Annotated in this window: 9 protein-coding genes, 1 tRNA gene, 1 other RNA gene and 3 pseudogenes; 3 read left to right on the top strand and 11 right to left on the bottom strand. The window is 70.2% G+C overall.

The genetic code is table 11. The features are described from left to right. The 3 genes and pseudogenes from PHC73_RS06290 to cimA form a co-directional block, all read left to right on the top strand. Window positions 1–645 (top strand): annotated as a pseudogene (locus PHC73_RS06290) (hypothetical protein); the annotation flags it as partial. Window positions 646–752: 107 nt separating this feature from the next. After that, complete coding sequence (gene uvrD / locus PHC73_RS06285; RefSeq protein ID WP_300125796.1) at window positions 753–3,059, top strand: DNA helicase II; 2,307 nt, start codon at window positions 753–755, stop codon at window positions 3,057–3,059. Between the two features lie 66 nt (window positions 3,060–3,125). Further along, window positions 3,126–4,712 (top strand): citramalate synthase, encoded by a 1,587-nt coding sequence (gene cimA, locus PHC73_RS06280; RefSeq protein ID WP_300125794.1) that lies wholly within the window; start codon window positions 3,126–3,128, stop codon window positions 4,710–4,712. Window positions 4,713–4,971: 259 nt separating this feature from the next. Here cimA and orn read toward each other — a convergent pair whose 3' ends face one another. The 11 genes and pseudogenes from orn to PHC73_RS13935 form a co-directional block, all read right to left on the bottom strand. Further along, the gene (orn, locus tag PHC73_RS06275) at window positions 4,972–5,520 is read right to left on the bottom strand and encodes an oligoribonuclease (RefSeq protein ID WP_300125792.1); all 549 of its coding nucleotides are present in this window, start codon (window positions 5,518–5,520) and stop codon (window positions 4,972–4,974) included. A 109-nt stretch (window positions 5,521–5,629) separates the two neighbouring features. Further along, complete coding sequence (gene recR, locus PHC73_RS06270) at window positions 5,630–6,229, bottom strand: recombination mediator RecR (protein WP_300125790.1); 600 nt, start codon at window positions 6,227–6,229, stop codon at window positions 5,630–5,632. A 2-nt stretch (window positions 6,230–6,231) separates the two neighbouring features. Beyond that, window positions 6,232–6,552 (bottom strand): YbaB/EbfC family nucleoid-associated protein, encoded by a 321-nt coding sequence (locus tag PHC73_RS06265; protein WP_300125788.1) that lies wholly within the window; start codon window positions 6,550–6,552, stop codon window positions 6,232–6,234. Window positions 6,553–6,728: 176 nt separating this feature from the next. Beyond that, entirely contained in the window at window positions 6,729–8,339 is a 1,611-nt protein-coding gene (dnaX, locus tag PHC73_RS06260; RefSeq protein ID WP_300125786.1) for a DNA polymerase III subunit gamma/tau, read from the bottom strand. A gap of 179 nt (window positions 8,340–8,518) precedes the next feature. Beyond that, window positions 8,519–8,615, bottom strand: an RNA gene (gene ffs, locus PHC73_RS06255) — signal recognition particle sRNA small type. Between the two features lie 24 nt (window positions 8,616–8,639). Then, window positions 8,640–8,730: transfer RNA gene (locus PHC73_RS06250), tRNA-Ser, on the bottom strand. Between the two features lie 70 nt (window positions 8,731–8,800). Continuing rightward, window positions 8,801–9,412: a 30S ribosomal protein S4 gene (rpsD, locus tag PHC73_RS06245; protein ID WP_300125784.1), complete on the bottom strand. Its 612-nt coding sequence runs from the start codon at window positions 9,410–9,412 to the stop codon at window positions 8,801–8,803. 293 nt (window positions 9,413–9,705) lie between these two features. Continuing rightward, window positions 9,706–10,440: pseudogene (gene rluB / locus PHC73_RS06240) on the bottom strand (23S rRNA pseudouridine(2605) synthase RluB); the annotation flags it as partial. After that, window positions 10,430–11,011 carry an SMC-Scp complex subunit ScpB gene (scpB, locus tag PHC73_RS06235; protein WP_300125780.1) on the bottom strand — a complete coding sequence of 194 codons (582 nt, stop codon included), beginning with the start codon at window positions 11,009–11,011 and terminating at the stop codon, window positions 10,430–10,432. The gene scpB and the pseudogene rluB, both read right to left, overlap by 11 nt. Further along, window positions 11,011–11,805, bottom strand: coding sequence for a ScpA family protein (locus PHC73_RS06230; protein WP_300125777.1), 795 nt, complete (start codon window positions 11,803–11,805; stop codon window positions 11,011–11,013). The genes scpB and PHC73_RS06230 overlap by 1 nt, the downstream gene beginning before the upstream one ends. 16 nt (window positions 11,806–11,821) lie before the next feature. Next, window positions 11,822–11,941, bottom strand: a pseudogene (locus PHC73_RS13935) (tryptophan--tRNA ligase); the annotation flags it as partial.

Below are 11,941 nucleotides of genomic sequence, written 5' to 3'. Positions count from 1 at the left end.
GTGTATCTCAAGCACATCGATGGCCTGGTCTACGGCGACAGCGCCGCACAGGGCATCCGCCGCGGCAACCGCTTCTACCACCGCGAGCTCGACTTCGCGCTCGAATTCCCCGCCGGCTGGCGGCTCGACAACCGATCCGACCGCTTGCTGGCCATCGGCCCCGGCGGCAAGGCGCAGGCGCAGCTGACCAGCCAGGATCTGAACCAGCGCGAGACGCCGCGCGAGTTCATGATCCGCCGCCTGGGCATTCGCAATCCGGCTGGCGAGGAGATCAGCCCGGCCGGCCTGCCCGGCTACACGGCACCGCTCAAAATTCAGGGTCGGCCCGGGCGCGTCAGCGTCATTTTTCACCGCAATCAGGCCTACGTGTTGGCCAGTGTGGCGTTGGAAGGCGCCGACCCGGCGGCGGTGGACGCGGCCATGCGCCAGACCGCGCTGTCTTTCCACCCGCTGCGCGAAGACGAAAAGCCGCTGGCCGAGCCGCTGCGCCTGCGCCTGCGCACGGCCGTGGCCGGTGACAGCTACGCCAAACTCGCCGGCAGCTCGCGCCTGCCGGGCGACGCCGAGGCCCAGCTGCGATTGCTCAACGGTGCCTACCCGGCCGGTGAGCCCAAGCCGGGGCAGCTGATCAAGGTGGTGGAGTGAGTCTCGCTTGGCGCGCCTGCACCTCAGCCATCGGCGACTGCTTGGATAGAATGCCCGCCCCACGCGGGTGGTGAACCGCCACCCCGAGCCATCGTCCAAAGCGCCTGATGAGCATGAGCCTAGAACGCCAGATCGAACGCCTGAACCCGCCGCAGCGCGAGGCCGTGACCGCGCCCGGCCAGACGGCGCTGGTGGTGGCTGGCGCCGGCAGCGGCAAGACGCGCGTGCTGACGCACCGCATTGCGTGGTTGATCGAGGTCGAGCGCGCCGCGCCGCAGGAGATCCTGGCCGTGACCTTCACCAACAAGGCGGCGGCCGAGATGCGCGAGCGCATCGGCGAGCTGCTGCACATGTCCCCGCGCGGGCTGTGGGTGGGCACCTTCCACGGCATCGCGCACCGTCTGCTGCGCGCCCACTGGCGCGAGGCCGGGCTGCCGGAGACGTTCCAGATTCTCGATTCGGACGACCAGCAGCGCCTCATCAAGCGCCTGCTGCGCGAGCTCGGCGACGACACCACCAAGCCCGCCGCGGTGGCGGCCTTCATCAACGCCCGCAAGGACGAGGGCCAGCGCGCGCGCCACATCGACACGCAGGGCTTTGCCGACCGCGAGCGCCTGGCCGAGCTGTACCGCCGCTACGAGGCGGCCTGCGAGCGCGGCGGCATGGTCGATTTTGGCGAGCTGCTGCTGCGCAGCAACGAGCTGTGGGTGCAGCAGCCGGCGCTGCGCGACCACTACCGGCGGCGTTTTCGGCACATCCTGGTCGACGAGTTCCAGGACACCAACACGCTGCAGTACGCCTGGCTGCGCAATCTCGCCGGACCCGACACCAGCCTGTTCGCGGTCGGCGACGATGACCAGTCCATCTACGGCTGGCGTGGCGCCAGGGTCGAGAACATGCGCGAGTTCGAGCGCCAGTTCCCGGACGTGAAGGTAATCCGCCTCGAACAGAACTACCGCTCGACCGGCACCATTCTTTCCGCCGCCAACGCGCTGATCGCCAACAACCGCGAGCGCCTCGGCAAGAACTTGTGGTCGGATGCCGGCAGCGGCGAGCCGATTCGCCTGTACGCCGCCTACAACGAGCAGGACGAGGCCCGTTTCGTGGTCGAGCAGATCGAGGCCTGGGCCGCGGCCGGCAACCCGCGCGGCGAGGTCGCCATCCTGTACCGCTCGAATGCGCAGTCGCGGGCGTTCGAGGAACAGCTCATGGCGCGGCGCATCCGTTACCGCGTGTACGGCGGGCAGCGCTTTTTCGACCGGGCGGAGATTCGCGACGCGCTGGCGTACCTGCGCCTGGTGGCCAACCCGAACGACGACACGGCCTTCGAGCGGGTGGTGAACCAGCCGCCGCGCGGCATCGGCGACAAGACGCTGGAGACCCTGCGCGAGGAGGCGCGCGCCAGCGGCCTGTCGCTGTGGGCGGTGCTGACGCGGCTGCTGGAAGGCGGTGGCCTGCCCGGCCGGGCGGCCAGCGCGCTCGGCGGCTTTGCCAAACTGATCGGCGAGCTGCGCGCGGCCGGCAATGGCCAGCCGCTGATGGATCAGGTGACCTGCGCCGTCGAGGCCAGCGGTCTGAAGGCGCACTACGCCAAGGACCCGGACGGCCGCGGCGAGGGCCGGGTGGAGAACCTCGACGAGCTCGTCAACGCGGCGAGCCTGTTCGTGAACGAGGACGCGGAGCTCGATCCTCTCACGGCGTTCCTGAGCCACGCCGCGCTCGAAGCCGGCGACGCCCAGGGCGAGGCCGGCGCCGACTGTGTGCAGCTGATGACGCTGCACTCGGCCAAGGGCCTCGAATTCCGCCAGGTGTTTTTGGTCGGCGTGGAGGAGGGCCTGTTCCCGAGTCAGCGCTCCGTCGAGGAGCCGGCGCGGCTGGAAGAAGAACGCCGTCTGGCTTACGTCGGCATCACCCGCGCCCGCGAGCGGCTGTTCATCACCTACGCCGAGAGCCGGCGCATCCATGGCGAGACGCGCCCGGCCATGGCGTCGCGCTTCATCGAGGAAATCCCGGCCGAGCACCTCACGGAAGTGCGCCTGCGCGGCACCGTGGACCGTCCGGTCGGCGCCCGCCCGGCGGGCGGTGCCGGGCGTGGGGCCTACAGTGGGGGCGGTTTTGGCGGTGGCGGCTACGGCAATCGCGACTGGCGCAGCGAGCGCAATGCTGGCCGCGGCAACGATTTCGCCCGCCCGGCCGCGCCACCGCGGCGTGAAAGCGCCTGGGGCACGCCGCCCAAGGCGGCCGAGGGTGCGGGCGGGCTCGAAGTCGGCCAGCGCGTGCGGCACGGCAAGTTCGGCGAGGGTGTGATCACCGATTTCGAGGGCCAGGGCCCGCGCACGCGCGTGCAGGTGAAGTTCGCCGGCGCCGGCAGCAAGTGGCTGATGCTGGACATGGCCGGGCTCACGCCGGCCTGAACCGGCTGGGAGGGGCGGGCGGCGGCGCGTAAAATGGCGCGTTTCGCCGCACCGAGGTAGGCAACCGTGTCCGCGCCGCGCATCTTTATTTACGACAGCACGCTGCGCGATGGCCAGCAGACGCAGGGCGTCGATTTTTCGGTCGGCGACAAGCTGGCGATCGCGCACGAGCTGGACCACCTCGGCGTCGATTACATCGAGGCCGGCTGGCCGGGTGCGAACCCGACCGACGATGCGGTATTCGCCGCCGCGCCCACGTTCAAGCGCGCGCGCCTGGTGGCGTTCGGCATGACGCGCCGCCCGGGCCGCACACCGGCGGATGATCCCGGGTTGCAGCGCCTGCTTGCCAGCGGCGCGCCGGCCATCTGTCTGGTCGGCAAGACCTGGGATTTTCACGTCACCGTGGCGCTGCGCACCACGCTCGACGAGAACCTCGCCATGATCGAGGACAGTCTGGCGGCCTGCGTGGCGGCCGGGCGCGAGGCGCTGTTCGACGCCGAGCATTTCTTCGACGGCTACAAGGCCAACCCGGCCTATGCGCTGGCGTGTCTTGAAGCCGCCGCACGCGGTGGCGCGCGCTGGATCGTGCTGTGCGACACCAACGGCGGCACGCTGCCGCACGAGGTCGAGGCCATCGTCGCCGAGGTCGCAAAGCGCATCCCCGGCGAGCGGCTCGGCATCCATTGCCACAACGACACCGAGAACGCCGTCGCCAACAGTCTGGCGGCGGTGCGCGCCGGCGTGCGCCAGGTGCAAGGCACGCTGAACGGTCTTGGCGAGCGCTGCGGCAACGCCAACCTCGTCTCGCTGCTGCCGACGCTGATGCTGAAGCTCGGCTACCAGACGGCCTTGAGCGACGACGATCTCGCGCACCTGACGCACGCCTCGCGCTTCGTGGACGAGCGCCTGAACCGCCCGCCGAACCGCCACGCGCCGTACGTGGGCGAGAACGCCTTCGCCCACAAGGGCGGCCTGCACGTGTCGGCGGTGGAGAAGGACCCACGCAGCTACGAGCACGTGCCGCCGGAGCGGGTGGGCAACCACCGAAAGATCCTGGTTTCCGACCAGGCCGGCCGCGCCAACGTGCTGGCGCTGCTGGACGAGGTGGGCCTGCCGCTGGCGGCCGACGACCCGCGCGTCGGGCAACTGGTGGAGCAGGTCAAGGCGCGCGAGCTCGACGGCTACACCTACGACGGCGCCGAGGCCAGCTTCGAGCTGCTGGCGCGCGGGTTGCTGCAGGGCCTGCCGACGTACTTCGAGCTCGACAGCTTTCGCGTCATCGACGAGCGGCGCTGGGTGGACGGGCGCCTGGTGACGCTGTCCGAGGCGACCATGAAGGTGCGCGTCGGCGGGCAGATGCACATGACCGTGGCCGAGGGCAACGGGCCGGTCAACGCGCTCGATCTGGCGCTGCGCCAGGCGCTGGCGACAGCCTATCCCAGCCTCGCCGGGCTCAAGCTGACCGACTACAAGGTGCGCATCCTGGAGTCGGGCGCCGGCACCGGCGCCGTCACGCGCGTGATGCTGGAATGCAGCGACCAGAGCCGGCGGCGCTGGACCACCGTCGGCGCCTCCACCAACGTCATCGAGGCGTCCTGGCAGGCGCTGTCGGACGCCATCACCTACAAGCTCTGGCACGACGCGCGCGCTTGAGGCGTGGTGCCCGCAGTGCCCGGGCGCTGGCTGAAAATCCCCTCGGAATACGCTGAAAAATTCCATCCGCGGAATTTTTTCAGCGTTTCTTTAACAAGCCGTTGAAAAAGGGCTTCCTGCCCTTTTTCGACTCGGCTCGTCGCGGCACATGTCCGCAACGAGCGTCCCCCACATCAAGCGCTTGACGCGCTTGATGTGGGGGCAAGCCATCCCTGGCTTGCCTTAACAGGCCGTTGAAAAAAGGGTTTTCAACGGCCTGTTAAATTTTGAACAAATGCTCGCGGTAGTGGCGCAGTTCGCGAATCGAGTCGTGGATGTCGTCGAGCGCGAGGTGGGTGGCGCGTTTTTTGAAGGTCGCCGCCACGTCGGGTGCCCAGCGCATGGCCAGTTCTTTCAGCGTGCTGACGTCGAGATTGCGGTAGTGGAAGTAGGCTTCCAGCTCCGGCATCAGGCGCGCCAGGAAGCGGCGGTCCTGGCAGATGCTGTTGCCGCACATCGGCGACTGGTTGCGCCCGACGTGCCGGCGCAGAAAGTCCACCGTCTGGCGCTCGGCTTCGGCGACCGTGACGGTGGAGCTGCGCACGCGCTCGACCAGGCCGCTTTTGGTGTGCTGGCGGGTGTTCCATTCGTCCATGCCGGCCAGCATTTCCTCCGGCTGGTGGATGGCCAGCACCGGGCCCTCGGCGATGACGTTCAGGTCCGCGTCGGTGACCACCGTGGCAATCTCGATGATGGCGTCCCAGGCGGTGTTGAGGCCCGTCATCTCGAGGTCGATCCAGATCAGCGGGCCGGCTTTGGCTGCGGGCATCGGGTATCCATGGCGTGCGCCGCCCGGCACGAGGTGCTGGCGCGGGCAGAAAAGGCGGGGCGCGGACTATAGCACGCGGTCTTGGGATGCCAGGCCGGGCGGCGGGGGGTCAGCTACCGTAGTCGCGCCGGCCGAGCAGCGCCTGGCGCAGCGTGCCGCCGTCGACGAATTCGAGATCGCCGCCCAGCGGCACGCCGTGGGCGATGCGCGTGCTACGGATGCCGCGGGCGCGGGCCAGTTCGGCAATGTAGTGGGCGGTGGCCTCGCCCTCCACGGTGGGATTGGTGGCCAGGATCAGCTCGCGCACCTCGCCGGCGTCCAGACGCGCCTCGAGCCGGTCGAGCTCCAGCTCCTCGGGGCCGATGCCGTCGAGCGGCGACAGGTGGCCGTGCAGCACATAGTAGAGACCCTGAAAGCCGCTCGCCTGCTCGATGGCCTGCACGTCGGCCGGGCTCTCGACCACGCACAGCAGGCTGCGGTCGCGCTGCGACGAGCTGCACAGCGCGCACACGTCGAGTTCCGTCAGGTTGCGGCACTGCGTGCAGCGACCGACCCGTTCCATGGCGTCCAGCAGCAGTTGCCCCAGCCGCCGGCCGCCGTCGCGGTCGCGCACCAGCAGGTGAAACGCCATGCGCCGCGCCGATTTGGGGCCGACGCCCGGCAGGCGCTGCAGGGCCTGCGTCAGCGCGTCGATCAGACCTTGCGCCATGCTCACAACGGCAGGTTCATGCCCGGCAGCTTGAAGCCGCCGAGTGCGCCGCCCATGTGCTCCTGCGTGGCCTGCTCGACTTTGCGCAGCGCGTCGTTCATGGCGGCGGCGACCAGGTCCTCGAGCATGTCGCGGTCGTCGCCGACCAGGTTGGGGTCGATGCTGACGCGCCGCACCTGGTGGTTGCAGGTCATGGTGACGGTGACCAGGCCGCCGCCGGCGGCGCCGCTGACCTCGATGCCGGCCAGCGCCTGCTGGGCCTTCTGCATCGCTTCCTGCATGCGCTGGGCCTGCTGCAGGAGCTGGTTCATGTTGCCTTTCATGAGCGTTCCTCGTTGGACTGTGATCGGGCCAGTGTACCGACGATGCCGGCTTGCCGCAGGGCGGTGCCTGCCGGCGCTGCGCTATATGAATCAATGGCGTACGCCGTCGATTCAGGCTGTGGCAGCCAGTGCTGGCCGGGACGCGCCGAATCGATCGGCGCTTGTGAAGCGGCGCTTCAGTCGGTGCTGGCGGTGCCGTCGAGCAGGCGCGCGTCGAGCGTGTGCATGAGTCCGCGCACCACCGGGTCGTCTTCCAGGGCGGCGCGGGCGCGCGCGGCGCGCTCGGCCTCGGCGCGGGCGAGTTGCTGCGCCGGCGTGTCGGCGGCGTCGGTGTCGACGCCAAAATCGACCCGCGCCGGCCGACCGATCAGGTTTGACAGCGCATCGGTGAGTGCCTGGCGCGTGGTGGCCGTCAGCAGGCTGCGGCTGCGGGCGTCGACCGCCAGCTCGAAATGCTCGTCCTGCCGGTGCCGCAGCACGCAGTGCTGGGCGAGCTGCTGCGCCGCGCCGCGCAGCCCGAGCCGCGACACGATGGCGCTCCAATCATCCTCGCGCCGGGCCGATGAACGGACGGCGGGCGCGTCGTTGGCGGAAGGGGCGGCGGCAGCAGCCGGCCGCGCGGGTTCGGCAGACCGCTGTGGTTGCGCAGCGGCCTGCTCGGCAGGTGCGCGGCGCGGTGCAGACGCGGCCTCATCCATGCCACCTGCCGGGCGAAACACCAGCAGGCGCAGCAGCAGCATTTCGAGCCCGCTGGCCGGATCAGGCGCGAGCGGCAGATCGCGCCGGCCGAGCAATGCCATCTGGTAGTAGAGCTGCACGTCCTCGGCCGGCAGGCGGGCGGCGAGCGCCTGCACCGCGGCGGGGTCGGCGTCGGCCGCCAGCGTGGCGCCCGGCACCGCCTGACACAGCGCGATCTGGTGCAGCAGGCGCAGCAGCTCGTCGAGCACGGCGCCGGGGTCGGCCGCCTGCGCGTTTGCCTCGGCGAGCGCCGCCAGCAGCGCCGCACCGTCGCCGTCGGCGAGTGCTTGCAGCAAACGCGGCGCGTGACTGCGGTCGAGCGTGCCGAGCATGGCGCGCACGGCATCGGCCTGTAACTGCCCGCCGCCGTGCGCCAGCGCCTGATCGAGCAGGCTCAGCGCATCGCGCATGCTGCCGGCGGCGGTGCGGGCGAGCAGCTCCACCGCCGCCGCATCGGGCGCGATGTGCTCGGCCTCAAGCACGCGCGTGAGCTGGCCCGCGACCTGCTCCGGCGTCAGCGCGCGCAGGTTGAACTGCAGGCAGCGCGACAGGATGGTGGCCGGAATCTTCTGCGGGTCGGTGGTCGCCAGCAGGAACTTGACGTGCGGCGGCGGCTCTTCGAGCGTTTTCAGCAGCGCGTTGAAGCTGCTCTTGGAGAACATGTGCACCTCGTCGATGAGGTACACCTTGTAGCGGCCCTGGGTCGGCGCGTACTGGACGTTCTCCAGCAGCTCGCGGGTGTCGTCCACGCCGGTGCGCGAGGCAGCGTCGACCTCGATCAGGTCCATGAAGCGCCCGGCGTCGATGGCGGTGCAGGCGCCGCACTCGCCGCACGGCTCGGCGCTGACGCCACGCTCGCAGTTCAGCGCCTTGGCGAACAGCCGCGCCACGGTGGTCTTGCCGACGCCGCGCGTGCCGGTGAACAGGTAGGCGTGGTGCAGGCGGTCGCCGGCCAGCGCGTTGCCCAGCGCCCGGCGCACGTGCTCCTGACCGACCATGTCGGCGAAGCGGCGCGGGCGCCACTTGCGGGCCAGGGCCTGGTAGCTCATGGCCGACGAGGCAGGCACTGAACGCGGTCAGTGCTTGCCGTCCTGGGCAGGATGCCCTGGCGTAGCCCGAGGGCCGAAGCCCTTGGGCGACGGCGCGCAGCGCGGGCATGTACTGCGCCGCAGCGAGATTGAGAAACGCCACGGATGGCGTTTCTCAATGGCTGACGAAGGGCGGCGGAACCTGCCAGCCGGACCCCGGCGCCTGAATCGCGCGCTACCGTTGCTCCCTTCCGGGCCTGGCGGGGTTCACGAGCTATCACCGCGGGGAGACTGGCAGGCCCGCCATCGAAACGACGGAAATGGCGGAGAGGGAGGGATTCGAACCCTCGATACGCTTTTGACGTATACACACTTTCCAGGCGTGCTCCTTCAACCACTCGGACACCTCTCCGGGATGCGGTGCCGGCCGTGAGGAGCGTGGAGCACGGCCGGTTTTGGCGCGGTAGGTACCGCGCCCTGGGTCAGCTGACGCGCGAGTAGTACTCGACGACGAAGTTTTCCTGCACTTCGAGCGGGATGTCGGTGCGCTCGGGCAGGTGCCGGAAGGTGCCGGTCAGCTTGCCGGCGTCCAGATCCAGGTAATCCGGCAGGCTCAGCGACGGCGACTGCAGCGTCTCCAGGATCACCGGATGCTGGCGGCTGCCCTCGCACACGCCGATCACATCGCCCGGACGCAGCGGGTAGCTCGGCACGTCCACGCGGCGCCCGTTCACGGTGATATGGCCGTGCTTGACGATCTGCCGGGCGGCCGGGATGGTCGGCGCGAAGCCCAGCCGGAACACCACGTTGTCCAAACGCGACTCGAGCAGCGCCAGCAGGTTCTTGCCGGTGTCGCCCTTGCGGCGCGCGGCGGTCTTGAAGTAGTTGCGCAGCTGGCGCTCACCCAAGCCGTAGTTGTAGACGAGCTTTTGTTTCTCGTCGAGGCGCAGACGGTAGTCGCTGGCGCGGCCGCGGCGGGCGCCGTGCTGGCCGGGCGGGTTGCTGCGCACGCCGTCGGTCTTGCGCGTGAGACCGGGCAGCTGCTGCTGGAAACGCCGCACTACTCTGAGCCGGGGACCGGTATACCGTGCCATCGATGCTGTGTCCTGACCTGAAAAAACGCCGGGTTGATCCCGGCGGTTTGAAATTGAGGAAACGCTGATTTATTCAGCGTTTCCCGTCCGGGGCCGGATGCCCCGCCCTGAATGAATGGCCAAAGCCATTCATTCAGGGAGCGCCGCGCGGGCGTGTACCGCGCGGCGGCGAGCCGAAAAATTCCAGGGAGGGAATTTTTCAGCGTTTCCTGAAGAGGGTTATGTTACCCGCGCCGGCGGGGCGGTTTCAAGCCGCCTGCAGATGGCCGCCGCTGGGGGCACGCCGGCGGCGGGGCGAGGCGGGCCAGCTCGGCCGCCGTGGCGTCGCGAAAGCGGCCGCGGGCGAGTGCGCGCGGCAGCAGGATGGGGCCGAATCGGACCCGCAGCAGACGGCTGACGACGATGCCCTGCGAGGCCCACAGGCGGCGCACCAGGCGGTTGCGGCCCTCGTCGACCACCACCGTGTACCAGCGGTTGCGGCCCTCGCCGCCGGCCGGGGTGATGCTCAGAAACCGCGCCGGACCGTCCTCGAGTTCGACGCCGCGCGTCAGGCGCTCGAGCATGGCCGCGTCCACCTCGCCGCTGACGCGCACGGCGTATTCGCGCTCGAGGTGCCCGGACGGGTGCATCAGCCGGTTGGCCAGCGCGCCATCGGTGGTGAGCAGCAGCAGGCCGGAGCTGTTGATGTCGAGCCGGCCGACGCTGATCCAGCGCCCGGAAGGCAGCGGCGGCAGGCGGTCGAACACGGTCGGGCGGCCCTCGGGGTCGTGGCGGGTGCACACCTCGCCTTCGGGCTTGTGGTAGAGCAGCAGGCGCGGCTTGGGCGGCGTGAGGCGGCTGATCGGCTGGCCGTCGACGGCGATGCGGTCGGCCGGGCCGACGCTCTGGCCGATGACGGCGGGCGCGCCGTTGACCAGCACGCGGCCGGCGCGGATCCAGTCCTCGATCTGCCGGCGCGAGCCGAGGCCCAGCGCCGCCAGCACTTTGTGCAGCCGTTCGCCGGCGATGGGTTTGCGCTCAGTGGGCATGGTCGTCAGTCGGTGCAAGCATGGAAAGTTGCAGGTCGCCGGTCGGCTCGTCGTCCGGGTTGGCCAGGTCCGCCAGCGCCGGCAGTTCACCGAGGCTGCGCAGACCGAAATGGTCCAAAAAAGCCTTGGTGGTGCCGAACACGGCCGGCCGGCCGGGCACCTCGCGGTGCCCCAGCACGCGCACCCAGCCGCGCTCGAGCAGGGTCTTGATGATGCCGCTGCCGACGCCGACGCCGCGGATGTCCTCGATGTCGGCGCGCGTCACCGGCTGGCGGTAGGCGATGATGGCGAGCGTCTCCAGCACGGCGCGCGAGTAGCGCGGCGCCCGCTCGGCCAGCAGGGCAGCGACCGTGTCGGCGTAGGCGGCGCGCACCTGGTAGCGGTAACCGCCGGCGGTGTGGGCGAGTTCGAGCGCGCGACCGGCGCATTCGAGCGTGAGCCGGTCGATGGCGCGCAGTACCTCGGCGCGGCTCGCCGTGCGTCCGGCCGGCAGCAGGCGCTGTAGGCGCTCGACATCCAGCGGTTCGCCGGCTACCAGCAGTGCCGCCTCGATGATGCGTTCGAGCTCCATCAGGCGGCCCGGCGAAGGTAAATCGGCCCGTAGACCTCGTGCTGGGCGAGATCGATCAGGCGCTCGCGCGTGAGCTCGAGGATGGCCAGAAAGCTCACCACCACGCCGGCGCGACCCTCGCCGGCGTCGAGCAGCGCAGCCAGCGGCGTGAACTCGCCGTTCAGGCGCTGCAGGATCAGCGTCATGCGCTCGCGCACCGACAGCGGCTCGCGCTGCACGTGGTGATGCGCGTGTAGCGCCCGGCGCGACAGCACTTCGGTCATGGCCGCCAGCAGCTCGGCGAGGCTGACTTGGGGTTGCGGCGGCGGGCGGTCGAGCGCCGGCGGCGCCACCGCCAGCGGCAGCACATCGCGCCCGAACTGCGGGCGCCGGTCCAGCAGTTCGCTGGCGTGGCGAAAGCGCGCGTAGTCCTGCAGGCGGCGCACCAGCGCGGCGCGCGGGTCGTCTTCCTCGTCATCGCCCGCCGGGCGCGGCAGCAGCATGCGCGATTTGATTTCGGTGAGCACGGCGGCCATCACCAGGTAATCGGCCGCCAGCTCCAGGCGCAGTTCGCGCATGAGTTCGACATAGGCCATGTATTGCTCGGCGACTGCCGCCACCGGGATGTCGAGGATGTCGAGGTTCTGGCGGCGGATCAGCCACAGCAGCAGATCGAGCGGCCCCTCGAACGCTTCCAGGAACACCTCGAGCGCATCGGGCGGGATGTAGAGGTCTTCCGGCAGGCGCGTCAGCGGCGCGCCGTGCACCCGCGCCAGCGGCAGTTCCTGCTGGGCGGGCTCTGCGCCGGCGGTCATGGCGCTCAGCGGTAGCCAGCCCCATCGCCTGGCGCACCACATCCAGCGTCTCGCGCGCCACCTCGCGCGCCTGCTCGCAGCCGCCGGCGATCAGTTCGCGCACCAGGCCGGGGTCGTCCTCGAACGGCCGGGCACG

The sequence above is a fragment of the Immundisolibacter sp. genome (assembly GCF_028696615.1).
In the GTDB taxonomy this organism is placed as follows: Bacteria; Pseudomonadota; Gammaproteobacteria; order Immundisolibacterales; family Immundisolibacteraceae; genus Immundisolibacter.
The sequence above is the reverse complement of the archived record's forward strand: the minus strand, read 5'-3'. Positions and strand labels throughout refer to the sequence as shown.

What these genes read in the sequence shown, in the direction of transcription:
- uvrD (WP_300125796.1), top strand. Translation starts at nt 753, where the DNA reads ATGAGCATGAGCCTAGAACGCCAGATCGAACGCCTGAACCCGCCGCAG.
- orn (WP_300125792.1), bottom strand. Translation starts at nt 5,520, where the DNA reads ATGCCCGCAGCCAAAGCCGGCCCGCTGATCTGGATCGACCTCGAGATG.
- recR (WP_300125790.1), bottom strand. Translation starts at nt 6,229, where the DNA reads ATGGCGCAAGGTCTGATCGACGCGCTGACGCAGGCCCTGCAGCGCCTG.
- PHC73_RS06265 (WP_300125788.1), bottom strand. Translation starts at nt 6,552, where the DNA reads ATGAAAGGCAACATGAACCAGCTCCTGCAGCAGGCCCAGCGCATGCAG.
- dnaX (WP_300125786.1), bottom strand. Translation starts at nt 8,339, where the DNA reads ATGAGCTACCAGGCCCTGGCCCGCAAGTGGCGCCCGCGCCGCTTCGCC.
- rpsD (WP_300125784.1), bottom strand. Translation starts at nt 9,412, where the DNA reads ATGGCACGGTATACCGGTCCCCGGCTCAGAGTAGTGCGGCGTTTCCAG.
- scpB (WP_300125780.1), bottom strand. Translation starts at nt 11,011, where the DNA reads ATGGAGCTCGAACGCATCATCGAGGCGGCACTGCTGGTAGCCGGCGAA.
- PHC73_RS06230 (WP_300125777.1), bottom strand. Translation starts at nt 11,805, where the DNA reads ATGACCGCCGGCGCAGAGCCCGCCCAGCAGGAACTGCCGCTGGCGCGG.